Origin of the sequence: uncultured Cardiobacterium sp., from assembly GCF_938028825.1 — a bacterium.
In the GTDB taxonomy this organism is placed as follows: Bacteria; Pseudomonadota; Gammaproteobacteria; order Cardiobacteriales; family Cardiobacteriaceae; genus Cardiobacterium.
In genome coordinates this window covers 74,321-101,182 of the sequence record NZ_CALIZP010000033.1, presented here as the reverse complement: position 1 = coordinate 101,182, position 26,862 = coordinate 74,321, and the positions used below count along the sequence as shown (strand labels likewise).

Annotated in this window: 23 protein-coding genes, 1 tRNA gene and 1 pseudogene; 19 read left to right on the top strand and 6 right to left on the bottom strand. The window is 60.3% G+C overall.

The window, feature by feature from the left end; genetic code table 11:
- Positions 1 to 92 precede the first annotated feature (92 nt).
- Together Q0562_RS05645 and Q0562_RS05635 are read left to right on the top strand one after the other, a co-directional pair.
- Positions 93 to 1,112: an alpha/beta fold hydrolase gene (locus Q0562_RS05645; protein ID WP_298642236.1), complete on the top strand. Its 1,020-nt coding sequence runs from the start codon at positions 93 to 95 to the stop codon at positions 1,110 to 1,112.
- Between the two features lie 26 nt (positions 1,113 to 1,138).
- Positions 1,139 to 2,240 (top strand): annotated as a pseudogene (locus tag Q0562_RS05635) (alpha/beta fold hydrolase).
- A 173-nt stretch (positions 2,241 to 2,413) separates the two neighbouring features.
- Here the strand turns inward: Q0562_RS05635 and Q0562_RS05630 are convergent.
- Together Q0562_RS05630 and Q0562_RS05625 are read right to left on the bottom strand one after the other, a co-directional pair.
- Positions 2,414 to 3,145 (bottom strand): DUF6683 family protein, encoded by a 732-nt coding sequence (locus Q0562_RS05630; RefSeq protein WP_298642228.1) that lies wholly within the window; start codon positions 3,143 to 3,145, stop codon positions 2,414 to 2,416.
- A 525-nt stretch (positions 3,146 to 3,670) separates the two neighbouring features.
- Positions 3,671 to 4,678: a hypothetical protein gene (locus tag Q0562_RS05625; protein ID WP_298642225.1), complete on the bottom strand. Its 1,008-nt coding sequence runs from the start codon at positions 4,676 to 4,678 to the stop codon at positions 3,671 to 3,673.
- Between the two features lie 183 nt (positions 4,679 to 4,861).
- Here Q0562_RS05625 and Q0562_RS05620 point away from each other — a divergent pair, with 183 nt between their 5' ends.
- The 5 genes from Q0562_RS05620 (at position 4,862) to purD (ending at position 8,477) form a co-directional block, all read left to right on the top strand.
- Entirely contained in the window at positions 4,862 to 5,368 is a 507-nt protein-coding gene (locus tag Q0562_RS05620; RefSeq protein WP_298642222.1) for a hypothetical protein, read from the top strand.
- The gene (locus Q0562_RS05615) at positions 5,358 to 5,921 is read left to right on the top strand and encodes a hypothetical protein (RefSeq protein WP_298642220.1); all 564 of its coding nucleotides are present in this window, start codon (positions 5,358 to 5,360) and stop codon (positions 5,919 to 5,921) included. The genes Q0562_RS05620 and Q0562_RS05615 overlap by 11 nt, the downstream gene beginning before the upstream one ends.
- Positions 5,918 to 6,532 carry a YcxB family protein gene (locus Q0562_RS05610; protein WP_298642218.1) on the top strand — a complete coding sequence of 205 codons (615 nt, stop codon included), beginning with the start codon at positions 5,918 to 5,920 and terminating at the stop codon, positions 6,530 to 6,532. The genes Q0562_RS05615 and Q0562_RS05610 overlap by 4 nt, the downstream gene beginning before the upstream one ends.
- Positions 6,529 to 7,092 (top strand): phosphoribosylglycinamide formyltransferase, encoded by a 564-nt coding sequence (gene purN, locus Q0562_RS05605; RefSeq protein WP_298642216.1) that lies wholly within the window; start codon positions 6,529 to 6,531, stop codon positions 7,090 to 7,092. Before Q0562_RS05610 ends, purN begins: the two co-directional genes overlap by 4 nt.
- Before the next feature lie 131 nt (positions 7,093 to 7,223).
- On the top strand, positions 7,224 to 8,477 hold the full coding sequence (purD, locus tag Q0562_RS05600) for a phosphoribosylamine--glycine ligase (RefSeq protein WP_298642214.1): 1,254 nt from the start codon (positions 7,224 to 7,226) through the stop codon (positions 8,475 to 8,477).
- Positions 8,478 to 8,633: 156 nt separating this feature from the next.
- On the opposite strand, the gene ilvA is transcribed toward purD, so the two are convergent.
- Positions 8,634 to 10,154 (bottom strand): threonine ammonia-lyase, biosynthetic, encoded by a 1,521-nt coding sequence (ilvA, locus tag Q0562_RS05595; protein ID WP_298642211.1) that lies wholly within the window; start codon positions 10,152 to 10,154, stop codon positions 8,634 to 8,636.
- Positions 10,155 to 10,187: 33 nt separating this feature from the next.
- On the opposite strand from ilvA, the gene rpiA reads away from it, so the two are divergent.
- The 3 genes from rpiA (at position 10,188) to Q0562_RS05580 (ending at position 12,374) form a co-directional block, all read left to right on the top strand.
- Complete coding sequence (gene rpiA / locus Q0562_RS05590) at positions 10,188 to 10,844, top strand: ribose-5-phosphate isomerase RpiA (RefSeq protein ID WP_298642208.1); 657 nt, start codon at positions 10,188 to 10,190, stop codon at positions 10,842 to 10,844.
- A gap of 85 nt (positions 10,845 to 10,929) precedes the next feature.
- A complete protein-coding gene (gene lspA / locus Q0562_RS05585) occupies positions 10,930 to 11,406 on the top strand; it encodes a signal peptidase II (protein ID WP_298642205.1) in 477 nt (158 codons plus the stop codon).
- Positions 11,403 to 12,374, top strand: coding sequence for an asparaginase (locus tag Q0562_RS05580; protein ID WP_298642202.1), 972 nt, complete (start codon positions 11,403 to 11,405; stop codon positions 12,372 to 12,374). The genes lspA and Q0562_RS05580 overlap by 4 nt, the downstream gene beginning before the upstream one ends.
- A 537-nt stretch (positions 12,375 to 12,911) precedes the next feature.
- Here Q0562_RS05580 and Q0562_RS05575 read toward each other — a convergent pair.
- A tRNA-Pro gene (locus Q0562_RS05575) sits at positions 12,912 to 12,988 on the bottom strand.
- Positions 12,989 to 13,023: 35 nt separating this feature from the next.
- Between Q0562_RS05575 and pgeF the strand changes: the two genes are divergently transcribed.
- The 6 genes from pgeF (at position 13,024) to Q0562_RS05545 (ending at position 19,999) form a co-directional block, all read left to right on the top strand.
- Positions 13,024 to 13,785, top strand: a complete 762-nt coding sequence (pgeF, locus tag Q0562_RS05570; RefSeq protein WP_298642199.1) for a peptidoglycan editing factor PgeF — start codon at positions 13,024 to 13,026, stop codon at positions 13,783 to 13,785.
- Positions 13,786 to 13,887: 102 nt separating this feature from the next.
- On the top strand, positions 13,888 to 15,099 hold the full coding sequence (gene serA / locus Q0562_RS05565) for a phosphoglycerate dehydrogenase (protein ID WP_298642196.1): 1,212 nt from the start codon (positions 13,888 to 13,890) through the stop codon (positions 15,097 to 15,099).
- Positions 15,100 to 15,169: 70 nt separating this feature from the next.
- Positions 15,170 to 17,245 carry an EAL domain-containing protein gene (locus Q0562_RS05560; protein ID WP_298642194.1) on the top strand — a complete coding sequence of 692 codons (2,076 nt, stop codon included), beginning with the start codon at positions 15,170 to 15,172 and terminating at the stop codon, positions 17,243 to 17,245.
- A gap of 292 nt (positions 17,246 to 17,537) precedes the next feature.
- Complete coding sequence (locus tag Q0562_RS05555; RefSeq protein ID WP_298642191.1) at positions 17,538 to 17,954, top strand: hypothetical protein; 417 nt, start codon at positions 17,538 to 17,540, stop codon at positions 17,952 to 17,954.
- A gap of 12 nt (positions 17,955 to 17,966) precedes the next feature.
- Entirely contained in the window at positions 17,967 to 18,449 is a 483-nt protein-coding gene (locus Q0562_RS05550; RefSeq protein WP_298642188.1) for a hypothetical protein, read from the top strand.
- A 29-nt stretch (positions 18,450 to 18,478) separates the two neighbouring features.
- Positions 18,479 to 19,999: a DUF945 family protein gene (locus Q0562_RS05545; protein ID WP_298642185.1), complete on the top strand. Its 1,521-nt coding sequence runs from the start codon at positions 18,479 to 18,481 to the stop codon at positions 19,997 to 19,999.
- A 61-nt stretch (positions 20,000 to 20,060) separates the two neighbouring features.
- On the opposite strand, the gene Q0562_RS05540 is transcribed toward Q0562_RS05545, so the two are convergent.
- On the bottom strand, positions 20,061 to 20,318 hold the full coding sequence (locus Q0562_RS05540) for a SemiSWEET family transporter (protein WP_298642183.1): 258 nt from the start codon (positions 20,316 to 20,318) through the stop codon (positions 20,061 to 20,063).
- 132 nt (positions 20,319 to 20,450) lie between these two features.
- On the opposite strand from Q0562_RS05540, the gene Q0562_RS05535 reads away from it, so the two are divergent.
- The 3 genes from Q0562_RS05535 (at position 20,451) to dnaE (ending at position 25,287) form a co-directional block, all read left to right on the top strand.
- The gene (locus Q0562_RS05535; protein WP_298642180.1) at positions 20,451 to 21,056 is read left to right on the top strand and encodes a glutathione S-transferase; all 606 of its coding nucleotides are present in this window, start codon (positions 20,451 to 20,453) and stop codon (positions 21,054 to 21,056) included.
- Positions 21,057 to 21,080: 24 nt separating this feature from the next.
- The gene (locus Q0562_RS05530) at positions 21,081 to 21,677 is read left to right on the top strand and encodes a hypothetical protein (protein WP_298642177.1); all 597 of its coding nucleotides are present in this window, start codon (positions 21,081 to 21,083) and stop codon (positions 21,675 to 21,677) included.
- 85 nt (positions 21,678 to 21,762) lie between these two features.
- The gene (gene dnaE, locus Q0562_RS05525) at positions 21,763 to 25,287 is read left to right on the top strand and encodes a DNA polymerase III subunit alpha (RefSeq protein WP_298642175.1); all 3,525 of its coding nucleotides are present in this window, start codon (positions 21,763 to 21,765) and stop codon (positions 25,285 to 25,287) included.
- Between the two features lie 485 nt (positions 25,288 to 25,772).
- Here dnaE and Q0562_RS05520 read toward each other — a convergent pair whose 3' ends face one another.
- A complete protein-coding gene (locus Q0562_RS05520; protein WP_366144715.1) occupies positions 25,773 to 26,819 on the bottom strand; it encodes an alpha/beta fold hydrolase in 1,047 nt (348 codons plus the stop codon).
- Positions 26,820 to 26,862 lie beyond the last annotated feature (43 nt).

Genomic DNA, 26,862 nt, shown 5'->3' with positions numbered 1-26,862 from the left:
TCTTCACGCTACTTTATTTGCTTATATGTATGAAATGTTAGGTGTATTAGCTATAAACAACGAAACAACACTTGTCCCATAAGGAAAATATCATGACCCAACAACCTTTAACCCTCGCTGCACAAGGCAGCTTTTTTGCCGGCGGCAAAGTGATTCAGGCAGACGGCACATACCGCACCGAAAACCCCATGTCGCACGACGGGCAAACCTTCCACGGCGACCATGCCTATGTTGCCTACCAAATCCCCGCCAACGCCCGCCGCCTGCCGCTCGTTTTCCTACACGGCGCAGGACAATCGGGACAATCGGGCAAAACCTGGGAATCCACGCCCGACGGCCGCGAAGGCTTCGGCACGCTGTTTCTGCGGCGCGGCTATGCCACCTATCTTTTAGACCAGCCACGACGCGGACGCGCGGGCAACAGCACCGTCGCCGACAACGCCCCCGTCTTGCCCAACGACCAGTTCTGGTTTGAAAACTTCCGCATGGGCATCTTCCCCGAATTATTCCAAGACGGGCAATTTCCCAAAGATGCCGCCAGCCTTGACCAGTTTTTGCGGCAAATCACGCCCAACACCGGCGCGTATGATTTGGAAGTTATCTCCGACGCCGTCGCCGCCGTGTTCGACCGCATCGGCGAGGGCGTGCTGATTACCCACTCGCAAGGCGGCGGCCCCGGCTGGCAGACTGCGCTGAAAAACCCCGAAAAAGTCAAAGCCGTGGTTTCCTACGAACCCGGCACCGAATTTGTCTTCCCCGAAAACGAAATGCCGAGCGTCGCCACGCCAGCCAACGCCGCTGCCAACATTTCACTCTCGCAGCCTATCAGTGCCGAACGTTTCGCCCTGCTGACCAAAATGCCCATCGTCATCTACTACGGCGATTACATTTCCGAAAACAACCCGCATTGGGCATCGCAAAGATGGATTGAACGCATCCATGTGGCTGAGGCTTTCGCCGAATGCGTCAACCGCCACGGCGGCGATGCGCGCGTGATCCGCCTGCCTGAAATCGGCATACGCGGCAACAGCCATTTTGCCTTTGCCGAAATGAACAACGTCGCCATCGCCGACGTGCTGGAAAAGTGGCTGCAAGAAAAATGGCTGAAATAAGGCGTCTCCCAAACCGGAAAGAACCCATGAAAAAAACACTTCCCGCCATCCTCATCGCCGCTCTCGCTCTGGCCACCCAAAGCACTGCCGCGCCGCTCACCCTTGCCGAACAGGGCAGCTTCACCGTCGGCGGCACGGTGAAGAAAAGCGAAGGCACCTACACCCCCATTCCCGCAGAAATTGCCGCCCGCAGCGGGGGCGACTTCTGGGACGCCCACCGGGCCGCCGTTGCCGCCGGGGGTATGACGATGCACGGCGACCACGCCAGCGTCTTCTACCAGATTCCGGTGGACGCCAGAAAAACGCCACTGATTTTCCTCCACGGCTACGGCCAGTCGGCGCGCGGCTGGATGACCACGCCGGATGGCAGAGCCGGTTTCAACGAACTCTTCCTACGCAAAACACTATCCCGTCTATCTCGTTGACCAGCCGCGACGCGGGCAGGCGGGACAAAGCACCGTCGCTGCCGAACTGAGCGCGACGCCAGACGACCAGTTCTGGTATGCGCAATTCCGCATCGGCGTCTATCCCAACATGAACGACGGCGTCGCCTTCCCCAAAGACCCGGCGGCGCAAGCACAATTCTTCCGCATGATGACGCCAGACACCGGCAGCTTCGACGTTGGCGTGATTACCGACAGCATGACCCAACTCTTCGCCAAAACTGGCGGCGGCGTGTTCGTGACCCACTCGGCAGGCGGCATCATCGGCTGGACGACGGCAATGGCAAGCGACAAGGTACAAGGCATCATTGCCATCGAGCCGGGCGCCTTCTACTTCTCTGAGGGCGAAGCACCACCGAAACTGGAAAGTAAATTCGGCGACGTTTCCCCGCTCACCGTGCCACCGGAACGATTCGCCAAACTGACCCGCATCCCCATCGTCATTTACTTTGGCGACTTCATTCCCGACCACCTCGACGGCACGCAGGGCGGCGAACAATGGCATATCCGCATGAAAATGGCGCAGCAGTTCGCCGATACCGTCAACAAACACGGCGGCAAGGCCGAACTGGTGCACCTGCCGCAGGTGGGCATCAGGGGCAACACCCACTTCATGTTCAGCGACACCAACAACGACGCCGTGGCCGACCACATCGCCGGCTGGCTGGCAAAGCAGGGCTTTTAGCGCGGGGAATACGGCCCCATCGCTATATACCAACCCGCCGCCATGACGCTTCCTCCGCTTGCGGGAAGCGATAGGAGAAACGAAACCGTATGGACGCATTGCTGCGCTGACGCCCCCCGGACGGAGATACAAAAAAACCGTCCGGGGGTGGACGGGGCACGCGGCCAAAGCGCCTACTTGAAGACGATGCCGGAGGCGGTGAAATCCATCTGCTCAGGCTCGACATCCAGCAGTGATTTGAACACCAGCCTGCCGATCTTCTTCAATTCTGCCGCACGCGCAGGATCAGGATGCTGCTGCAACTCCTGCTGCATCGCCATCAATAAAAAGCCCAGCCCCATTGACAGCTGATACGAATTCATCTTTTCCGTGGTCTTACCCTCAAACAGCTCGGGACTCTTGCGTAAATACTCGGCAATCTGCAAAAACGCGGGCTTGACCGCCGCATCCGGCATCGGCTGATTAAAATACGCCGCGTAAGCACCGCCGAGCAGCGCCACAATGCCCGTTGCCACATTTTCCTGCGGAATGCCATACAGCTGCTCAACGCTGCCGTCCAGCTTGTCTATACCCGCCACAATCAAGCGCCGCCCCTCCTGGCGCTGCGCCGCCGGGAACAGCTGCACCAACTGGTCAACCCCGTCCATATCCAAAAAATCGTCTCCTGTACGCACCAGCGCGCCGGTGTAGAGTATGTCCGTCGTAAAACCCTCGACGTAGGCCGAATCTTCGGGCGGATTCAAATTCTTCTTCGCCTGATTCATGGCGCGGTTATAGGCATCCTGCCGTAGCCACTGCTCGTTAAAATCAATATAATCAATGACATATTGCGCCTGCGCGCTGCCGAATCCCATCGCCAGTGCCAACACTGCCGCGCGAGCCCGCGTTTTACCGGAAAACCACATAAAACACCTCAAAAATAAAAGGAAAAAATGACCGCACGACAACGTCACGCCGCCGACAGCATCATATAACGCCCTCTGCCATAACGCGACGACGGCCCCATCCCTGCCGTGAGCCACACCGTTACGACACCGTCCCCGGCGGCAACGCCTACGGTTTCTATCGCGACCTTGGTTACGCGCTCTACATCAAGGACAGCGGTATTGCCCCGATTTACACCCTGCCGCAGTTGTGCGGCAGCGTTTCGAAAGCGACGCTACCCTTGCCACAAACCCGGCACATACCGCTTGGCGTCTGCCCAAACGTAAATCCCGCACAAAATCCCTTCCCTCCGCGTGCGGGGAAGGTGGCAAAGGCCGGAAAGGGGGACGAAAACCCGGTAATTTGCACCGCTCGGCAAGATCAGTAATGACGCCGCTTGGCAGGGCCGGTATTTGCTTGCTCGCGGCGCGGGTTGTTCCGTTCCCACAAGATCCGGAAATAAAAAAGGATGCCGCAGCATCCTTTTTTATCGCCCGGTACAAACCTCAGCGCGGTTTGCAGCCGAAGCCGATTGGGGCGCCGTTGTGGTCAAAAGACAGCACTTCGGCACGCGCGAGGTTGTTGCCCTGGGTTTTGACGAGGTGCAGCATGCCTTCATCGGAGCTGAAGATCAGGTTCTTGCCGCTGCTGGCCGAGGTATCCAGCGGCAGGCTGGAATCGCCGGAGTCGCTGTGGACGACGGCGGTCGGGGTTGCCGTGTTGATGTCGAGGTATTCGACGCTGAATTTGGCACCGTTTTCGCACTGGTAGTTGCGCGTTCTGCCCTTGCCTTTTGCCGGGGTGCGGGCGGCTCGCGGTGCCGGGGCGGGTTCGGCGTCCATTTCCGGTTCGGCTGCGGCAGGCATGGCGGCGGGAGCGGCGCGCATCGGGGCGCTGCGTTTGACCGGCATCGGATCGTTGCCGCCCATGCTCATGCCGCCGACCGGCATTGCGACGCCGTCTGCGGCACCGTCAAGATAGATGGTCACGTTGTAGGGGCGGGCGGTTTTGCTGTGCGCGGCATTCTTGTGGTTCTGCACGATGCGGACTTCGTATTCGCCGCTGTACGGCAGGGTGTGCACGGAGCCGAAGCGCATCCCCATTTGCGGGTTGAAGAGGGCGAATTCCATCGCGAAGTTTTTGCTGTTCGGCACCATGCGGATGGATTGTCCGGCGCTGCCGCTGAAGCTGTATGCGGCGATGCCGAGGCCGCGAATGCTGCCGGAGATGTGCGCCTGGCCGCCGCTGAAATTGAGCGGTTGCACCCCGATGCGGTCGCGGGCGGCGGCGGCGTTCGGCGGCATGATGGGCGTGCCGGGCGGGATGGGCTTCAGCAGGTTGCGGTTGCGGATGGCGGGGATTCTCTGCCCGCCGACGATGTAGGTTTCGTTGTAGGTCGTAGTGCGGGTCGTTTTGGCGGAACGGTTCGCTTTGGCCTTGCTTTTGCTGCGGGGGGCAGCGTCAACGGTCGTGGCGAGCGCAGCGGCGAGTAGCAGGATGAGGGCTTTTTTCATTGTGTAAACACTCCTGTGCGGATTAAGAAGAGATTGCGGTAATGTAACATATTTGTCCTTTGGCGGCAGAGAAAAATGACATTTTTTCCATGTTCCTTTTTTATCTGCGCGAAATCAGCGGTTTGTGATGAATAAAGATGTGTCGTTTATGATACGCACCGCTTCGTTACCGGAGGTTTTTTAATGTCGGAACAGGAACGCCATGCCGCTGCCTTGCGGCAGTTGTTGCAGTTGATTGTGGCGGAACCGGATCGTTTCGTGGACGCGGATGCGGCCTTGGATGATGCGCTGCTGGAAGCACGCAATCACGATCTGCCGCCGTTTTGGGCGGCGTACCGCTTGCTGCCGCATGAAGTGGTGTTTGCCGCTGCCTGGGTGGATGTGTTTGATTTGGTGGATGATTTGCGCGCGGTCGCGGCGAACTGGCAGGCGGATGTATTTTTCGGCGCGCAGGAAGCCGATGACGAGGCGGCGGTTTTCGAGACAGAACCGCGCCTGCTGCTCGCCCATGCCGCGCGGGAGTTGCAGGGCTACGGCCTGACGCTGTGGCGCTGGCAGGCGGACAATGCCGATGTCTGCGCCGGTTTTATCAGTCGTGCGGAAGACGAGGCGGCGGTGCGGCGTTGTGCGGCGTCGCTGGATGCGGCCATTGTCGCCGTGCGTGATGAGGAGGTGGCGGATGAATGGTGAGACTTTGGCGGTGACGGTCGCGCCGACGGCTGCGGAACAGCGCACGGCTTCGCGGGTATTGCAGCGCTTTTTGCCCAAAGCGGTTTTGCGCCGTGTGCGTTGGGTGGATGCGCTGTGCATGCTGGTTTTTATTGCCTGCATGTATATTGTCGTTAACCGTTTTCTATTTTTGAAAAATAGGGTGCTGCTTGCCGATGCCGACGGTATCCGTGCGCTCTGGTTCATTATTCAGGCAGTTGCCTTTGCCATCATGGCGTTGTCGGTTTCTATTTTTTATGAAATCCGCATTAAACGGTATACCGCCTTCCGCCCATTGCCCCAGCGGCAATTTATTTACACGGTCGCCCCGGAAGGCTTTTATAGTGAAGAATTGGATAAAAGCCGTATGCTTTATTTTTGGCCAACCATTGAGCGGGTAATCTGTGAACAGGGGCTGTGGTTTGTATTTATTGACCAGGCCGCAGCCTTTGTGATTCCGCAACGTGTATTTGCCGATAAGGAGACGGAGAACCGCTATTTTCAGTTGTTGCAGCATTACAGGGAACATTCATGACAGATTCGATGCAGATTGTTTTTACCACAAGCGAGCGCGAGAAACGGCAGGCGGGGCGGCGGCTTTTTCGCTACCGGGAGCCTGCCTTGCGGCGGAAATACTGGCTGGGTATGGCGGCATTTATCCTGGTCATTATCGGCCTTTGCTATTTCTATGGCCTGAAGATGGCGGAGATTTATCATGTTTTGTATGGGAATTATTATGCCTTTGCGGCATCCGCAGACATGGTGGAGGATTGCGTACTGGCAGCAGATAATGCCGGACAACGGTTGCAGTATTTGCTTTATTTGTTACTCGGCATTGTCATCATGGTTACCCTTCATCTGCGCTGGCAATTCACCTATGTCATACATAGCGCATGGTATCCGCTGGATGGGCGTTCATTCACTATTACGGTTTCCCCGGAAGGTTTGATGCAGGAAGAAGCCGGACGGGAACGGCGTTTCCATCATTGGCCTGCCGTTTACCGCCTGATTGAAGGCAAAGATTTCCTGTTTTTTTATGTGGATCGCAATATCGCCTATTTCATCCCGCTATCAGCGTTTGCCGCCGCCGGGATGGAAAGCCATGCCTTCTTCCTGCGAGCGCAACAATTCAAGGAGCACGCATGAAATCCTTTACCGTCCTGATTTCCGGCGGCGGCAGCAATCTCAAAGCCCTGCTGGATGCCTGCGCGCGTGGCGAGATTCCCGCGCACGTCAATGCCGTCATCGCTGATCGTGAGTGCAGCGGCAGGCAGCATGCCGAAACCGCCGCCGTGCCGTTTGTCCTCGTGGATCGCAAACGTGCGGATTTTGCCGCAGCGCTGGCTGCCGCTATTCCTGCCGCCACGGATCTGGTGGTGCTCGCTGGTTTCCTCAGCATCCTGCCGCCCGCGCTGGTCGCACATTTCCCGCAGCGCATCATCAACCTGCATCCGTCGTTGCTGCCGAAATACGGCGGCGCGGGGATGTACGGCCTGCGTGTGCATCAGGCGGTGCTGGACGCGGGCGAGCGGGAAAGCGGCTGCACCGTGCATTATGTGGACAGCGGCATTGATAGCGGCGCGGTCATCGCTCAGGCGCGGGTGCCGGTCTTGCCGGACGACACGGCGCAGAGCCTGCAAGCGCGCATCCAGCTACAGGAACACCGCCTGCTTACGGAAACCGTCGCCCGCCTGCTGGCGACATAGTCGCCTAAAACAGCCCGTTTGAACCGACTATAATCACGACCTTTCACGGATACGGCAAACACGCGCCAAGCGAGACAACCACGCGCTTTTGCCGCCTCCCACACAACTAACCCAAAAAGAGGAAAACCACCATGCTTAATATCCTGATCATCGGCGCAGGCGGGCGCGAACACGCGCTGGCCTGGAAATTCGCGCAAGACGCGCGCGTGCGGCAAATCTACGTCGCCCCCGGCAACGGCGGCACTGCCAACATGCAGCGGGTGCGCAACATCCCGCTCACCCGCGTCACCGACCTCCTCACCTTCGCCAAACAGAACGACATCGGCCTCACCTTCGTCGGCGCGGAAGCACTGCTCGTCGAAGGCATCGTCGATACCTTCCATAAAGAAGGGCTCACCATCTTCGGCCCCGACCGACAGGCGGCACAACTCGAAGGCAGCAAGCGCTTTGCCAAAGATTTCATGCACAAATACGGCGTGAAAACCGCCGCTTACGCCAGCTTCCGCGAACTCGGTGCCGCACTCGCCCACCTCGCCGCCTGCCCCTATCCGACCGTGGTCAAAGCCAGCGGTCTCGCCGCCGGTAAAGGCGTCGTCATCTGTCAGAATCAGGCCGAAGCCGAGGCCGCCGTGCGCGCGATGATGGAAAACCGCCGCTTCGGCGACGCGGGCGCGGAAATCGTCATCGAAGAATACCTGGACGGCTACGAATGCTCGCTGCTCAGCTTCTGCGACAGCCGCAGCATCGTGCCGCTCGTCAGCGCGCGCGACCACAAAACCATCGGCGAAAACAACACCGGCGAAAACACCGGCGGCATGGGCGTCATCGCCCCGCATCCCCGCTTCGGCGCGGCGGAAATGGCCGCCTTCCGCCGCGACATCCTCGAACCCACCCTGCGCGGCATCCGGGGCGAAGGCATGGACTTTGCCGGCGTCATCTTCTTCGGCCTGATGGTGACGGCGCGCGGCGTCTATCTGCTCGAATACAACATGCGCTTCGGCGACCCGGAAACCCAGGCCGTGTTGCCGCTTCTCGACAGCGAACTGCTCGACGCCGTGCAGGCCGCACTCGACCGCCGCCTCACGGCGGACGTTTTCCGCTGGAAAGACGCCCACGCCTGCTGCGTCGTCGCCGCCTCAAAAGGCTACCCCGGCGACTACCGCACCGGCCTGCCCATCCACCACCTCGAACAGGCGCGCTTCTACGCGCAAGTCTTCATCGCCGGTGCCAAATACGACGGCGGCCAATACCTGACCAGCGGCGGCCGCGTGCTGAATCTCGTCGGCATCGCCAAAACCGCCGCCGAAGCGCGGCAAAAAGCCTACGACGCCATCGCCCGCGTCCAATTCGACGGCATCACCTGGCGCCGCGACATCGGGGCATAAGCAGCACAAAAGCGCGGGGTTATCCCGCTTGGCGGGCATCAAGCCCGCCGGCGGCAGATTATTGGGGATTTGGGTGTTATGCCCGCCTGATGCGCCGCACGTTACGCTCTTTTCAGGGCGGTATTCCTGCGGCTACAACAGCAGCCGCCGCCATGTTCAGGCGCTTTTCAGGAAGCGCCGGTAGGCGCTGTTGTCCGTTTCTTCGGCGTAGTCGTAGCCGATGGCGGCAAGGTGGGCTTCCAGCGCTTCCGGGCGGTCGCTCTGGATGCCCGCCAGCACGCGGCCGTAGTCGCTGCCGTGGTTGCGGTAGTGAAAGAGGCTGATGTTGTTTTCGGTGCCGAGGGTGTGCAGGAAGTGCAGCAGCGCGCCGGGGCGTTCGGGGAAGCCGAAGCGGAAGAGGCGTTCGCCGGTCGCGCCCGCGCTCGCGCCGCCGATCATGTAGCGCAGGTGCGATTTGGCGAGTTCGTTGTCGCTGAGGTCTTCGCTGTCGTAGCCGTTGGCGTGCAGTTTGCCGATCAGTGCGGCGAGTTGGGCGCGGCCGCCGGTGAGTTGCACGCCGACGAAGATTTGCGCGCGCGTGTCATCTTGGTAGCGGTAGTTGAATTCGGTGATGTTCTGGTCGCCGAGCAGGGTGCAGAAGGCGAGGAAGCTGCCGGGGCGTTCGGGGATGGTGACGGCAAGGAGTCCCTCGCGCTGTTCGCCGATTTCGGTGCGCTCGGCGACGTAGCGCAGGCGGTCGAAGTTGAGGTTGGCGCCGGAGACGATGTTGATGAGGGTGAGGTTTTTGCCGCGCTGCTGCGCCGCCCATTTTTTGCTGCCGGCGGCGGCGACGGCGCCGGAGGGTTCGGCGATGGCGCGGTTGTCGTCGAAGAGGTCTTTCATCGCCGCGCAGATTTCGTCGGTGCTGACGGTAATGAAGTCGTCCACATGCGCCTTGATGAGGCCGTAGGTGAGTTCGCCCGGCATTTTGACGGCGACGCCGTCGGCGAAGATGCCGACGTGATCCAGGGTTTTGCGCGCGCCGTCGCGCACGGCGGATGTCATCGAGGCGGCATCTTCGGGTTCGACGCCGATGATTTTGATGTCCGGGCGCAGGGTTTTGGCGAGTACGGCGATGCCCGCCAGCATCCCGCCGCCGCCGCAGGGGACGAAGATGGCGTCGATGTGGTGCGGGTGCTGGGTGAGGATTTCCAGCGCGATGGTGCCTTGTCCGGCGATGACGTCCGGGTCGTCGAAGGGGTGGATATAGGTGTAGCCGTGCTGCTCTTGCAGGGCTTTGGCGTGTTGGGATGCGGCGTCGTAGAAGTCGCCGTGCAGGACGATTTCGGCGTTTTCCCCGCCGAAGCGCCGCACGGCGTCGATTTTGATGACGGGGGTGGTCACGGGCATGACAATGACGGCGCGGATGCCGAGGCGGTTGGCGGCGAGCGCGACGCCCTGGGCGTGGTTGCCCGCTGAAGCGGTGATGACGCCGCGCGCGCGTTCGCCGCTGCTCAGGCGGTACATTTTGGTGTAGGCACCGCGTATTTTGAAGGAGAAGACGGGTTGCAGGTCTTCGCGTTTGCAGAGGATGTTGTGCCCCAGGCGGTCGGAAAGGCGCGGCATGGCTTCCAGCGGGGTTTTCACTGCCACGTCGTACACGGGAGCGGTAAATATTTTCTCGATATAATGCTGCATGTTGTTTTTTCCTTAACTTGACGAGGTGTTGCAATGGATCAGAACGCGATGAAGGCGCTGGCCGCGAAAGAGGCGCTGCATTATATAGAAGACGGTATGGCGCTGGGCGTCGGCAGCGGTTCGACGGTGAACTGCTTTATCGAGGCGCTCGGCGCGGCGCGGCTGCAATTTGTGGATTTGGTCACGGCGTCGGAGGAAAGCACGCGCCGCTTGCAGGCGCTCGGCTACCGCGTCAGCGATTTGAATGCGGTCGGGCGGCTGGATGTGTATGTGGACGGCTGCGACGAGATCAACCCGCTGAAAGCGATGATCAAGGGCGGCGGCGCGGCGCTGACGCGGGAGAAGGTCACGGCGGCGTGTGCGGCGAAATTCGTCTGCATCATTGACGAGACAAAGCAGGTGCCGGTGCTGGGGCGCTTCCCGCTGCCGGTGGAAGTGGTGCCGATGGCGCGCAGTTTTGTCGCCCGTGAACTGGTCAAGCTCGGCGGCGAGCCGCGCTGGCGCGAGGGTGTGGTCACGGATAACGGCAACTGGATTCTCGATGTCCATCATCTGGAAATCACCGAGCCGTTCAAACTGGAAGAAATCATCAACAACATCCCCGGCGTGGTGACGAACGGCATTTTCGCGCGGCAATCGGCCGATGTGGTGATTACCGCCTATGCGGGCGGCAAGGTGAAAGTATCCTGAGGCGCGCCGCCGGGCGGCGGTGCCTGTGGTATGAGCAAAGCAGCGGCTATACAATGCCGCGCTTTCTTTTTTGGAGTTCCGATTTATGCAGAAGGTACTTGCCTTTATCAGCGCCATCCTGTGGCTTGCCGCCGATTATTGCAGCAAAGTGTGGGCGCAGGAGGCGCTGGCGGCGGGGAATGTCATCACCGTCAACAGCTGGATGAATTTCAAGCTCGCCTTCAACAGCGGCGCGGCGTTCAGCCTCTTTGCCGACGGCAGCGGCTGGCAGCGCTGGTTCTTCATGGCAGTCGCCATCGCCATCGGCGCCTGGCTGTGTTACGCGATTCTCTTCGAGCGCGCCACAGCGCTGATCCGCTTCGCTTATGCCGGCATTCTCGGCGGCGCGCTCGGCAATCTGTATGACCGCATTGTGCACGGACATGTGGTCGATTTTATCAGCTGGCATATCGGCGATGCCTACTGGCCGACCTTCAACATCGCTGATGTCGGCATTTGTACGGGCGTCGGCCTGCTGGTCATCGCCTGGATTTGGGAATGGCACAAGGGGAGACAGTCATGAGCGATATTCTGGTTATTCACAGCGGCGGCACCATCGGCATGAAACCCGGCCCGGCGGGGCTGGCACCCGATCCGGACTTCGTCCGCCGCCTGCAAGCGGCGCTGCCGCAAGCGGATTTTGACGTGTATGTCTGCGAACCGGCAATCGACAGCTCTTCGGCGACGCCCGCCGCCTGGCAGCGCCTCGCCGATGCCGTCGTCAAACACCGCGAACAGTACCGTGCCTTCGTCGTCCTGCACGGCACGGACACGCTGGCGTACAGCGCCGCCGCCCTGAGCGGCATGCTGCGCGGCCTCGGCAAGGCGGTAGTCGTTACCGGCGCGCAAATCCCGCTGGGAATGCCGGAAAGCGATGCGCTGCGCAACGTGCGCGGCGCGCTGGCTTTTGCCGCCCTGCCGGAATTGCAACAGGTGGCGGTGTTTTTCCACGACCGCCTGCTGCGCGGCGAAGCGACACGCAAGGTGGACGCGCAAAGCTATGCCGGCTTCGACAGCCCGAATGCCGACTGGCTCGGCGTGTTCGATGGCAATACCGCACAGTTGAGCGCGCCTGTCTTTGAAGAACGCGAAGAAAGCGCCTACCTGCGCGGCGCATGGCGCGGGTTTCAGGAAGCAGCGGTGGCGACGCTGCTGATTACGCCGGGGATGCCGTCATCCGCCTTCGCGCCGCTGCTCGCCGATGACAAACTGCGCGCTCTGGTGCTACTCAGCTATGGCGTCGGCAACCTGCCGGAACGCGACGATTTGCACACGGCACTGCGGGCAGCTATCGCGCGCGGCGTGTGTGTGGTGAATGTCAGCCAGTGTCTGCGCGGCGAAGTGGCGGGACACAGCTATGCGGTCGGCGCGGCACGCCTCGGCGCCCTCGGCGGTGGCCGCCTGACCCCGGAATCGGTCTATACCCGCCTGCACTGCCTGCTGGCGGAAAGCGATACACGTCCGCTGGCAGAGCGCTGGTTCAGCCTGTGAAAAAGCTTGGGGTTTGTCCGCCGTTATCTTTATAATAACGGCTGCAATTTTATTGCATTATCATCTGTAAACAACATGGGAGTAAATCATGAATGACTTGACTACTGGCTTAACTACTGGGCAAATAATACTACTGTTAATATTATTTATTAATATTGGCACTTTATGTATAACATTTCAACATATATTTAGATAAATACAATATAGATCTACATAACATTTTTACCTTTAAAAACAAAATGTTATTAATTGGGGGGGGGGATGATAGCAATTGCCTATATAATATTAAATTATATAGGTTTTACTAGGAGCGGCTGGTGGGCATTGCTTGCCTGTATAATAAATGTTTATTTTACTTTGACAAACACAGCATATATATTTGAATTATTAAGAAAGAAAGATGATGATTAAAATAGAAAGGATAATATCAATCACCCAAATACATTCGACAATGTAATGCGTCGTAAAAGATCCGATTATTTGCTGAAAGCACATAAAAAAACGCCCAACCGGAAAGGTTGGGCGTTTGTTGTTCAATGGTCGGAGAGACAGGATTTGAACCTGCGACCCCTTGCACCCCATGCAAGTGCGCTACCAGGCTGCGCTACACTCCGACGCGAGGCGTGCATTATAGAAATTTGGAGGGTCTATGCAAGCGCTTTTTCTTGACGGAAAGCCGTGGCTGGCGGCGGACTGGCCGCCGGCCGGCCGCTTCATCGCCGGCACGACGCTGACGGCGTCGCCGCTGGTCAGCGAAGGTTTCAATCTCGCGCGGCACGTTGCCGATACGCCGGAACGCGTCGCTGCCGCGCGGACGCTGTTTACCACGCATCTGCCGCCGGACGCTCGCCCTTTGTGGCTGAGTCAGGTACACAGCGCCACGGTGTGGCGGGCGGCGGATTATCAGGCGGGCTGCGAGGGCGACGCGCTGATTAGCCACACGGCGCGCGACGTGCCGGTGGTGATGACGGCGGACTGCCTGCCGGTGTTGCTGGCCGATGAAGCGGCGACCGTCTGGGCGGCGGTACACGCCGGTTGGCCGGGGCTACACAAAGGCATTCTCGCGGCGACGATTGCGGCGATGAACGTGCCGCCTGCGCACCTCTTTGCCTGGATAGGGCCGTGCATCCGTCAGGATAACTACGAAGTGGACGAACCGTTTTTCCAGCGTTTTGCCACGCTGGATGCGCGCTTTGCTGCCGCCTTCCGCGCCAACCGCCCCGGCCACTGGCTCGCTGATTTACCGGCCATTGCCCGCTTGCAACTGCAAGACGCTGGCCTGCCCACCGCGCAGATAACCGACTGCGGCCTGTGTTCCTATGCTGACCCGCGCTTTTTCTCGCACCGCCGCAACGGCACACAAGCGGGGCGGATGGCGAGCTTCATCCTGCCGCGCACACCCGTGCCGTAGTTTTCCCGTGCCGTCTTCCCTTGCGGCAATAAGGCGTGCGGCGCTGCACGCGTGATGGCGAGGGTCTATAATCCGTCCATCATTAACGAACGGATAAAAATCATGTCCCACCACGATACCCACTTCCTGCTGCTGGAAGGCATCCACCCAAACGCCGTCACCACCCTGAAACAGGCGGGGTTTGCCCGCGTGGAATTATTGCCGGGCGCGCTCGAAGGCGCGGCGCTGGCAGACGCCCTGCAACGCGCCGATGTCGTCGGCATCCGCTCGCGCACGCAGTTGAGCGATGCGGTGTTGCAGGCCGCGCCGCACCTGCAAGCCATCGGCTGTTTTTGCATCGGCACCAATCAGGTGGCGCTCGATAGCGCGCAAACACTGGGGATACCGGTGTTCAACGCGCCTTATTCCAACACGCGCTCGGTCGCCGAACTGGTCATTGCCGATATTCTCTGCCTGCTGCGCGGCCTGACCTGGCGCAATCAGGGGGTGCACGAGGGGCGCTGGCCGAAGGATGCCAAAGGCAACGAGGCGCGCGGCAAGACGCTCGGCATCGTCGGCTACGGCAATATCGGCGCGCAGTTGTCGGTGCTGGCGGAAAGCCTGGGGATGCGGGTGCTGTTCTACGATTTCCGCCCGCGTCTGCCGCTGGGCAATGCCGAAGCGGCACCGTCGCTGGATGCGCTGCTGGCGCAGGCGGATATTGTCAGCCTGCACGTGCCGGAAACCCCGGCAACCCGCAATTTCATCAGCGCGCGCGAGCTGTATCTGATGAAGGAAGGCGCGATGCTGATCAACGTCTCGCGCGGCCGCTGTGTGGCGGTTGACGACCTCGCCGAAGCCTTGCAGAGCGGGCATCTTGCCGGAGCGGCGCTGGACGTATTCCCGGTCGAGCCGAAATCCGCCAGTGAGGCGCTGGAATCGCCGCTGCGCGGCATCAAGAATGCCATCCTCACCCCGCATATCGGTGGTTCGACAGTCGAGGCGCAGGCCAATATCGGCCTGGAAGTGGCGGGACGTTTTGTGCAATACCTGAACAGCGGGGCGACGGTCGGCGCGGTGAATTTCCCCGAAGTGTCGCTGCCCTTGCGCGAGGATACGCACCGCCTGCTGCATATTCACGAGAACCGGCCGGGGGTGCTGTCTGCCGTCAACCGCCTCTTCGCCGAGCATGACATCAACATCACCGCGCAGACGCTTTCCACCAAAGACACGCTTGGTTATCTGGTGATGGACGTGGCGCACGGCGATTCCGAAGTCGCGCTGGAACAGTTGCAAAGCGTGAGCGGCACCATCCGCAGCCGCCGCATTTATTAACCTTTGGCAAGGCGCGCCGCTATAATGCGGCGCTTCTCAACTACGAAACTCTCAAAAAGGAAAGCCCGTCATGGCAGAAGCAGAAGAAACGGCAAAAGAATCCTGTTCGATCCTGATGATCAGCAGGGATATGGAATGGATGCTGGCATTTGGCAAAGGCGTGCAGCGTTTTTACCTCCTGAACGAACGCCGCGCGGAATCGCTGGAAGCGGCGGAATCGCGCATGCTGGAAAGCCGCCCCGATCTGGTGGTACTGGCGGTGCAGGACGGTCTGCCGTCGATGGACAAACTCCGCCCCTTCGTGCGGGAAAAAATGCAGCCGCCGGTGCCGGTCATCGTCATCGACAGCAAACCGGAAGGGCTGGATCAATGGATCAAGCAGGGGGCGGAATTTGCCTGCGCCCGCCGCGATCTGTTGAGCGCGGTCAAACACGTGCAGCAAATCATGCGCGCCGCCCGCTTCGAGCAGGTCCTGCATAACGTCGAAAGAGACGCCAAAGCCGTCGCCGAGCGCTATGAACGCATCTATCACGACCTGCCCGATCCGGTCGCCTATGTGCAGGACGGCCTTTTTATCGACGCCAACCCCGCCTTTTTGCGCACCTTCGGTGTTAAAAACCGTGCCGCGCTGGACGAACTGACCCTGATGAGCTTCGTGCCGCACAAGAGCGAAAAAGGGCTGAAATTGCTGCTGAAAAAAGCGACGGAAAAAGAAGTCGTGCCGAGCGAACGCTTCGAATTACAGACCATCGAAGGCGGCAAAGTGGATGTAAACGTCAGCGTTTCCGGCATCATCATCAACGGCGAATCCGCCCTGCAAATGTATTTGCGCAGTGCGGATGCGGGCGGCGGCAGCGCCGGCACCGGCATCGACCCGACCACCGGCCTCGCGGGCCCGCGCGTCCTCGCCGCTTCCATCAAGCAAACCCAGGAGCGCAGCGAGGCGAAAGCGGTACTCGGCTACTGGATTTACGCCTGGGTGGAAAACTACCGCGAGACCTGGCAGCGCGACGGCTACAAGGCGGCGGAAATCCTCATCGCTTCCGTCGTGGAAAACAGCAAGCGCCTGTTGCCGCCGAGCACGGAAATCGTCCGCTTCACCGACGACAGCCTCGCCCTGTGGCTGACCGGCAACAAGGAAGAAACCATCAAGCGGATGAACGGCCTGATCGCACACCTCGATGAAGTGGTGCCGGAAAACATCGGCCGCCTCGTGCACCCGAAAGTCTTCGCCGGCATCAACGAAATCACTACCGAAAGCACTTGGGACGACCTCGTCAGCAGAAGCTTCCGCGCCGTGCGCGGCCTTGCTTCAAGCCAGGGCAGCGACCGTGTCGCCGAGCCGATGAGCGGCGACATCTCGCGCAAGGACGAGCGCCGTGTCAACGCCATCCAGAGCATCCTCGACGAACAGCGCCTGCGCGTCCTCTACCAGCCGATCAGCGCGCTGGAAGTCGATGGCGTGCCGCGCTATGCCGACCGCCTGCAAATCTTGCAGGACGAAAGCGAAAGCGGCAACGCCGAAATCATGGAAACGGACAAACTGATCCAGGTCGCCGAACGCTTCGGTCTGGCACGGCAGTTCGACCGCATCAAAATCAACACCATGTTGCAGGACATCCTCTCTTACAACGGCGACCAGCGCGCCCTGCAATGCTTCATCTCGCTCAGTACCGATACCCTGCTTGATGACAGCTTCCCCGACTGGATCGACAGCCAGCTGCGCGCCACCGGCATCACCCCGGGCCAGATTGTCTTCGAACTGCGCCTCGACAATCTCGCCGGCGGCTTCACTGGCGCCATGCACCTCATCGATAAAATGCGCCCGCAGGGCAGCCGCTTCGCCCTGACCGACATCGGCCGCCTCGATAGCAACGTGCGCGAAATGCTGGAACGGGTCAAACCGGAAGTCATCAAGCTCGACATGCGCGAAATCGACACCTTCGAGGACAAAGAAGAGGAAGACTTCATGAAAGAAATCAAGGCATACGCGGAGGCGAACCATGCCATGATCATTGCCGATCACATGGAATCGCCGGCGCAGCTCTCGCGCGTCTGGCCGCACGACATCCAGTACATCCAGGGCGACGGTATCGTGCCGTCGATGGAAAAATTCACCTTCGACTTCAACGAACCGCTGTTCTAGGAGCCGTTAACCGTTTCCCGCCTGCCCGGCGGGAAAATTTTATAGTCGTTTCAAACAGAAATGATACGGTGTTGGCGCGCCTGACCGGGCACCCATAAAAATCGCTGTGCGATTTTTATGGGACCCGCGCCGTACTATCTGTACTGTCTGCGGCGCGCCGCCTTGTTTCCTTCCTGTTTGAAAAGACTATATAAACCGTTCCTGCACGAAAAGCCTGCCTCACCCATACACTCTTCGCCCCGCCACCTTGTCCCGATTTTTGCAACAACGCTATCCGCACGCCGGAGGAACCATGAAAAAAGCCCTGATTGCCGCCCTGCTGCTCGGCGGTTGCACCACCACCGCCAACTACGAAGCCGCCCTGCAACAATGGGTCGGCCGCCCGCTTGACGACCTCGTCCTCGCCTGGGGGCCGCCGCAAAGCAGCTACACCCTGCAAGACGGGCGCAAAGTCGTCGAATACCTGCGCCAGCGCGTCATCTACTCGCCCGGCTTCACCTGGTACCGCCCGCACACCATCTACCACCAGGGGCAGGCCTACAACGCCGACGGCAGCCCGGCGGGCGTCTATCAGGACAGCAGCACCATCTTCATCCCCGAAGAAAGCCCCGGCGACAGCCGCTATCTCGAATGCCGCACCCGCTTCACCGTCAGCAAACAGGGCGACATCGAAAAATGGGGCTGGGAAGGCAACGACTGCCGCCGATAACCGAAGCCGCGCATGGACATCCACGACCTCATCAACGAAATCAGGGCCGACCCGCACTGCGCCGTCTATCCCGCCGAGGCGGACATCCCGCTGCCTGCCGAACTGCCGCTGGATCTCGCCCGCTTCTACGCCGCAACCGACGGTATGCTCCTTTATAAGGACGACCCCGAGCGGCGCATCGAAATCGTCGGCAGGCGGGAATTCCTCCCCACCAACCGCAACCTCTACCCGGAAGAATGGGCGGACGCCATCGGCGACATCCGCCGCCACTGGTACCTCATCGCCCGCGCCGAGCAAGGCCGCTACATCAGCATCGACCTCACCGAAGCGCGCCACGGCGAATGCTACAACAACGACGACAGCGCCACCCCGGCCATCGCCCGCAACTTCACCGAACTCCTCGCGCTGCTCTACCACCGTCGGGGCGACATCTGGTATTGGCTGTACAATACCTACCGCCCGAACGGCGACCCGCACGACATGCCGCTCATATAACCCAACCCGCAAACCAAGGAAAACCAACCATGCAACACAAACACCTGCTTGCCGCCGCCATTGCGGCCGCCCTGCTCGCCTCCTGCTCGGACGACAAACCGGTGGAGAAAAAAAGCGAACCGGTCAAACTCGCCGCCGTCTCCGCCGAACAAATGGCGGACGAAGCCGAGGCGCGCTACAAAAAGAACAGCGAAGCCCTGGACGGCGAATACCGCCGCGAAGGCAGCGGCGCTGTCTCGACCGGCAACCTGACCCTGCCGGCAGATAACGGTGAACCTGTCACCCTGACCATCACCGACACCATCACCTACGACCAGAGCCTGCGCGACCAGGGCATCATCGCCCGTGTTGAAACCCGTTTCGCCCCGCAGGAAGCCTTTGCCCAAGCCATCAAAGCCTTTGTCCCGTGGCGACCGGCAGACGACAACTTGATCCCTGTCATGGCAAACCACCTGCAAATGCGTAACGATCTGCTTGCCGACGACAACGTCCACAGCACCTTCGGCTTCACCCCCTTCCAGACTCAGAAAGACGGCAGCAGCATTGATTTCAAAGGCGGGCAATACGAGCAACGCTACAACGAAAAAACCCCGGACATCAGCGACTACCGCCTCACCATCGAACCGCTGACCATCACCGACAGCGGCAAAGACGGCAAAGGCAGCACCACCACCTTCACCGCCATCAAAGGCGACTGGGGCAACAAAGCCGACGGCAGCGCTTATCTCAACATCGAGCCCATCAAAATCGAAAACACCAGCGGTGTCGGCCTGGGCAGCCTTGAAATCGAAGGCATCAAGGGCAGCGGCAGCGGAATCGCCTTTGATAAAGCCCTCGGTGCCTACCTCGGCAAAGGCGGCATCAACATCGCCAACATCCGCTACACCCAAAACGGGCAAACCACCAAACTCGGCGACATCAACCTTGATATCGACAACAACAAAACCGCAGGCGGCAATTACAACAGCGCCTTCGGCCTCACCCTCAAACTCGACGGTGCCTCACTGCAACGAAACATCCCGCAACTGCCCGTTGCCCCGCAAAACCTGCGCCTGAACGTGTCCGTGAGCGACATCAGCGCCCGTGCCAATGCCAGCCTCAGCGAAGCCATGCAGCTCATCAGCGCGCAGACACAACCAGGCAGCACCGACATCCCGCCCGCCGCAAAAGACAAATTCGACCTGGCACTTGCCGACCTCATCCGCGACAAAACCCGCTTCAACGCCGAGCTCAGAGTCGAAACCGACAGCGGCAACGCGGGCGTGACGGCAGCCTTCGGCATCCGCAAAGACAGCAGCGTCGCCCAGGAAACCTGGCAGAGTGCCCTGAACGACGCCAACCCGGCCACTCTGCAAAACCTGCTCAAAGAAAACCTCGACCTCAACATCGACGCCCACATCAGCAAAAACCTCGCCGATAAAACCGGCCTAACCCCGCTGATCGAAAGCCGGGGCGCGATGTTTATCACGCGCGCCGATGACGAATACCGCGTCAAACTCGAAAACAACAACGGTAAAATCACCCTGAATGGTATGCCGATGCCCTTCTGAGCGTATCGCGCAACAACAAAAAACCCCGCTTAATGCGGGGTTTTTCTCCATCCGGGCGGCATCACAGGCTGGTGACGCAGGTGATGAGCCCCAGCACCACCCCGGGTGAGTTGGCAATCGCAATCGGCCAGTCGCGTTGTTTTTTGAAAAGGCCATACACCACCCACAAGGTGCAGTTGATGGCGGCGCAAAGCGGCTGGATTGGGTTACCCTTGTGGCCGGCCAGGTTGGCTTGAATTTGAAAGATATAGGATGTGTACATACAGATGGAAGCGATGGTGGCGATAGTGGCCAAAATACGGATCTGTTTTTCATTCATAAGGTAACCCTCTGATAGATGGACAATATTTTTCGGACATTCAGTGTAACATATCAGGGCGCCCTGTGCAGGCGGCGTTTCGGACGCGTATCATGCCCGCCTTCCATCTCATCCAGACAAGGAGCCCCAACCATGCTGCTACACATCGGCGACAAGCACATTTCATCTTGGTCCCTGCGTCCGTGGATTCTGCTGAAAATGGCGGACATCCCCTTTGCGGAAGAAGTGCACGCCTTCCTGCCCGACCGCACCACGCAGCGCCGCCTCTGGCGCGCCTTTTCGCCGACGGCGCAGGTGCCCGTGCTGCATGACGGCGAGCTGGTCATCTGGGACAGCCTCGCCATCTGTCTCTACCTCGGCGAGCGTTACCCGCAGCTGTGGCCAGACGACCGCGCCGCCCGCGCCTGGGCCTATGCGGCGAGCGCGGAAATGCACGCCGGATTTACCGCATTGCGCAGCCAATGCGGCTTCACCGTGCGCCCCGCCGCGCCCATCACCGCCCCCGATGCGGCACTTGCCGCCGACCTTGACCGCCTCAATACGCTGTGGACGGAAGGACTGGGCCGTTTCGGCGGCGACTATCTCGCGGGCGGGCGCTTTACCGTGCCCGACGCCTTCTACGTGCCGGTGGTGCTGCGTCTCCATCATTACGGCCTTGCCGGCCGCCTTGCCCCCGCCGCGCGGGATTACCTCGCCCGCATCCTTGCCCTGCCCGCCGTGCAGGCGTGGTGCGCATGACCCTGTCCCGGATGAAACCCCGCCATGAAAACCACCGAATTCTACAAACACATCAGCGCGCCGCTACAACCGGCCATGCGGGCGCTTGGCTTCGCCAAGAGCAAAAGGACCATCCCCTGCTGGCAGCAACCGCTGGCCGGGCAGACTCTTTACTTGTTTATAAAAGCCGGGAAATACACATGGCAGGACGGGCTGGGTAGTGATTTCAGCCTTTATGCCTACCTGCGCGACAGCACCGCGCCGCCACCCGATCCCGGCGAATCCGACGCGCTTTACCCCTTTGACTATGCCGATGAAGGGCTCAAAGCCCGCCTTCTGGCGCAAAACCGCGTGGTGTACGAAAAAATAGCCGCGCTGGATATCGGTTATCTGCAAGGTTTCGAGCGGCAATGCGCGGAAACCCGACGGGAAGCATTATTGCCTGACCTGTGTGCCGATATTGAAAGCGAACGCCCGTGGATCACGATCAATAAACCCCTGTATTACTACGATGCCGCCGACGCGGCCGCCTGGAGCGAACCTGTCCGGCTGCTGTTTCAGGCCGTCACGAGCGGCGTGCAGACGGGGCTGTACTACGGCGATAACACCTGCCTGCAGCGTCTGGCAGCCTTGAACCCCTAAAACCCCTCCAAGCGGGATAAAACCTGGCCTTGCCGCCAAGCGGGATAACCGCGCCTTTTCCATTCATTACGATCACGCGATACTCATGACCTACACCGCCCTGCACAACCACAGCGAATACTCCCTCACTGACAGCATCCTGCGCATCGAAGACATCGTCGCTTTCGCCAAAGCGCAGGGGGCGGAAGCCATCGCGCTCACCGACCGCAACAACCTCTACGGCGCGCTCAAACTCTACAAAAAAGCGCGGGCGGCGGGCATCAAGCCCGTCATCGGCTGCGACCTCACCATTCGGGATGCCGACGGCAGCGACAACCAGCTCGTCCTTCTCGCGCAGGATCACGCGGGCTTTATCCACCTCTGCGAACTCGTCAGCGCCGCCTACCAGTACGACCAGGATGCGCAGGGTATCGCCGTGCACATCGACCGCCTCACCGCCGAACAATGCGGCGGCCTCATCGCGCTTTCCGGCGGCCTTTCCGGCGATCTTGCCCGCTTCCTGCGCCGCAACGATCCCGCCGCTGCCGAAGCCCGCGCCGCACACTGGCAACGCATCTTCCCCGACCGCTACTACCTGCAAATCGCCCGCCACGGCGAAGCGGGCGAGGCGGAATACGAAGAACTCTGCCAAACGCTGGCGGGCAAACTCGGTCTCGCGGCGGTCGCGACCAACCTTGCCTGCTTCGTGAATGCCGACGACTACGACAACCACGACATCCGCGTCTGCATCAGCGGCGGCTGGCAGCGCAGCGACGGCAAACGCCCGCATGACTACAACCGCCGCAACCACTTGGCCACCAACGAAGAAATGGCGGAACGCTTTCATGACGCCCCGGAACTCCTCGCCAACAGCCGCGTCATCGCCGAAAGATGCAACCTCGAACTCACCCTCGGCAAAAACTACCTGCCCGACTTCCCGCTGCCGGAAGGCGTCGCCATCGAAACCTATCTGATTGAGCAGGCGAAAAGCGGCCTTGAAGCGCGCCTTGCGACCCTCTTCCCCGACCCCGCCACCCGCGCGGAAAAACGTCCGCCCTACGATGCCCGCCTCGACATCGAACTCGGCGTCATCAACCAGATGGGCTTCCCTGGCTACTTCCTCATCGTCGCCGACTTCATTCAGTGGGCGAAAGACCAGCACATCCCCGTCGGCCCGGGGCGCGGCTCCGGCGCGGGCTCCCTTGTCGCCTACGCCCTGAAAATCACCGATCTCGACCCGCTCGCCTACGACCTCTTCTTCGAGCGCTTCCTGAACCCCGAACGCGTCTCCATGCCCGATTTCGACGTGGACTTCTGCATGGAGCGCCGCGACGAAGTCATCGAATACGTCTCGAAAAAATACGGTGCACAGCGCGTCTCGCAAATCGCCACCCACGGCACCATGGCCGCCAAAGCCGTGCTGCGCGACGTGGGGCGCGTCCTCGGCATCCCCTATCCCACCGTGGACCGCCTCGTCGCCACCGTCCCGCCCGTCCTCGGCGTTACCCTGCCCGATGCCCTGGGCCAGAGCGCGAAAAGCAAAGACAAACCCGAACTGCGCTCAGACGCCATGCAGGACATCTACAATACAGACGAAGACATGCGCGAAATCATCGACATCAGCCTCGCCCTCGAAGGCCTGACGCGCAACGTCGGCAAACACGCGGGCGGCGTCGTCATCGCCCCAACCAAACTCACCGACTTCTCGGCGCTCTACAGCGAAAGCGCGGGGGCGGCGATTGCCACCCAATTCGACAAAGACGACATCGAAGCCGTCGGCCTCGTCAAATTCGACTTCCTCGGCCTACGCACCCTCACCGTTATCGACTGGGCGCTTGATCACATCAACCGCCGCCGCGCCCGCGAAGGCGAGCCGCCGCTGGACATCAGCACCCTGCCGCTGGACGACCCCGCTACCTACAAACTGCTGCAATCGACCCACACCACCGCCGTCTTCCAGCTCGAATCCAGCGGCATGAAAGAACTCATCCGCAAACTCAAACCCGACACCTTCGAAGACATCATCGCCCTCGTCGCCCTCTTCCGCCCCGGCCCGCTCGGCTCCGGCATGGTGGACGACTTCATCAACCGCAAACACGGCCTCGCCGAAGTCGAATACCCGCATCCCGACCTCGAAAACATCCTGAAAACCACCTACGGCGTGATGGTTTACCAAGAACAAGTCATGCAAGTCGCGCAAAAACTCGCCAACTACAGCCTCGGCGAAGCGGACAACCTGCGCCGCGCGATGGGCAAAAAGAAAGCCGAAGAAATGGCGCGCAACAAAAACATCTTCGTCAGCCGCGCCGTCGAACGCGGCGTGCCGGAAAAACAGGCGACCGACATCTTCGACCTCATGGCCAAATTCGCCGAATACGGCTTCAACAAATCACACAGCGCCGCCTACGCCCTGCTTTCCTACCAGACCGCCTGGCTCAAAGCGCACTACCCCGCCGAACTCATGGCAGCCGTGCTCACCTCCGAAATCGAAAAAATCGACAAAATCGTGCGCTTCACCAACGAAGCGCGCGACATGGGCCTCACCGTCATCCCGCCCTGTATCAACCGCTCCCAATACGCCTTCACCGTCAGCGACAAAGGCGAAATCATCTACGGCCTCGGCGGCGTCAAAGGCGTGGGCGAAGCCGCCATCCACATCCTCCTCGAAGAACGCGAAAAACACGGCGACTACACCTCGCTCGAAGATCTCTGCCGCCGCCTCGACCTCAAAAAACTCAACCGCAAAACCCTCGAAACCCTCATCTGCGCCGGCGCCTTCGACAACATCGAACCCAACCGGGGCGCGCTCTTTGCCGCCGTCGAACAAGCCATCCGCCTCGCCGAACAACACCACCGCAACCGCGACCAGGGCCAGGGCGACATGTTCGGCCTCTTCGGCAGCGACGACACCCCGCCCGGCCTCATCCTCAACCCCGCCGAACGCTGGGAACTGCGCGACACCCTCACCGCCGAAAAACAAACCCTCGGCCTCTACCTCAGCGCCCACCCCATTGACGAAGCGCGCGACACCCTGCTGCAAATCAGCCGGGGCAAAACCATCGCCGACCTGCAAGAAAACATGGAAAACTGGCAACGCCCGACACGACGGGGTGACGCCATCGAAGTCCTGCTCAGCGGCGTCGTCATCGAAGCACGACATATGACCAGCAAAAAAAACGGCAGCCCGATGGCGTTCATCACCCTGGATGACCGCAGCGGACGGCAGGAAATCGGCGTCTTCGGCGAAGCCGCAGAAAAATACCGCGAGCTCTGCCAAAACGACAACATCCTCATCATCCGGGGCAAAGCCGACTACAACCCCTACAAAGAAGAATGGCGCATCAACGCCGACGCCATCTACGACTACTACGAAGCGCGCTACAGCCTGCTGCAAAAACTCGACATCCACCTGAACGCCGCCGACGTCAACCGCGACACCTGGCAACAACTCAAAATCGCGCTTGACCCGCTTGCCGACAAACAGGGCGTGCGCATCAGCATCACCCTGCACGCGAACGACATCAACGCCAAAGGCAGCCTGCACCTGCCCGCGCACTACCGCATCGGCCACGAACAAATGCAGCACCTGAACACCCTGCTGAACCACCCGCCGATGCAGCGGCATTACTGAAACAAGCGCAGGACGAACATAGGGCGGGCTTTAGCCCGCCAAAAACAAACCCCGCAGCGACAAAATCCCGCAACCATCCCGCTTGGCGAGCCCAGTATCTACGCTGCTTGGCGGGTTTGACTACGGCAGCATGGAAAACGTGGAGGCGTTGCCTGCAACGCCTCAAAACAAGAAACGGCGTAGTTACCCCGCTTGGCAGATCCGGAATTTACGCCGCCTGGCAGGGGGGGCAGGCTGACAGTTTGGGATGGAGACGTTGCCGCAACGTCGTCTCATGCCCTCCCAAGAACTAAAACCGTTGCGGCAGATGGTTTTTGCTCTTGGTTAGGGTCTGTTGACACGCAACATTGCGGCAGTTTTTCGCCGGAATCCGGCATCTGCTGCATTGAAAAGGCGCGCGAGGTGTCCAACCTGACTGCGCTTTTTGCCTGTATCTGCCGTTTTTGCCGCAAAAATCCGCTGCGCAAGTCGAATGTCAACAGCCCCTAGTCCAATTCTTTTTCTTTCAGCCGGTCGGCCATGAGCTCGGCCAGTTGCGCGTTGTTTTTTTCGCCCATCAGGAAATGCGAGTTGCCTGTGATGCCGCGTTCCGGCAGGTGGACGAGTTCGGCTTTGCCGCCGTGGCGGTTGATGGTATCGACGAACTGTTTCGCCATCGCCAGTTCTGTGCCCCATTTGTCTTCGCCGACGTTTTCCGAGCCGACTTTGATGTAGTCGCCGTAGTAGAGGACGATGGGGATTTGTGTCAGTTTTTTGAAGTCGGCTGCCGGCACGGCGAGGGCGGAGGCGGAGAGCGCGGGGAAACGGGCCTGGGTGATGTGCGGCATGTCGTTTTCCGGAAAGAGGAAGGGCGTGCCGCCCGGTTCCCAGGCGACGATGCCTTTCACGTTGTCGCTTTTGATGGCGGCGCGCCAGCCGATGGTGCCGCCCATCGAGTGAGTAATCAGCACCGCGCCGCCGGTTTTGTCGGCGAGTTGGGCGAGGACTGCGGCGTTCAGGTCGTTATCGAGCGGGCCGCTGCCGATGGTCCAGCTTTGCTGGAAGGCGGTGTAGGCGTCTTCGCCCGCCGGGAATTGCGCGTTGGCGACGGGGTTGCCCTTGTCGTCGTAATGCCCCATGCGCGAGAGTATCCACAGGGTTTTGTCGCCGTACATCGGGTTGCTCGCCCACGGGGTGTCCGGCGTGACGGCGGCGGTGGAGAGGTTGGACTTGCCGCTTCTCGGCTGGTCGAGCAGGTAAACGCTGTAACCTTTGCGCAGGAAGAGGGTGTCGAAGCCTTCGCGACCATCCACCGTGCTTTCCCAGGTGCGCGAGGATTGTGCGCCGCCGTGCTGGAAGATGAGCGGGATTTTTTTGGCATTGACCGGTGTCTGGTATTTGACGTAGGCGAAGTCGCCATAGGCGCGCTGGCCATCGGGCGAGGTGAAGTTTTCCGGTTTGAAGGTGCCGTCGTGGGTTACATAGCTGCCGCCGATGGTGAAGCTGCCCTGTTTGTCGATGGTGAGCGGGGCGGCGTGCGCGGCGGTAAGGATAAGGGCAAGGGCGGTAGCAAGCAGGGACGGGTCATGGGGTTCC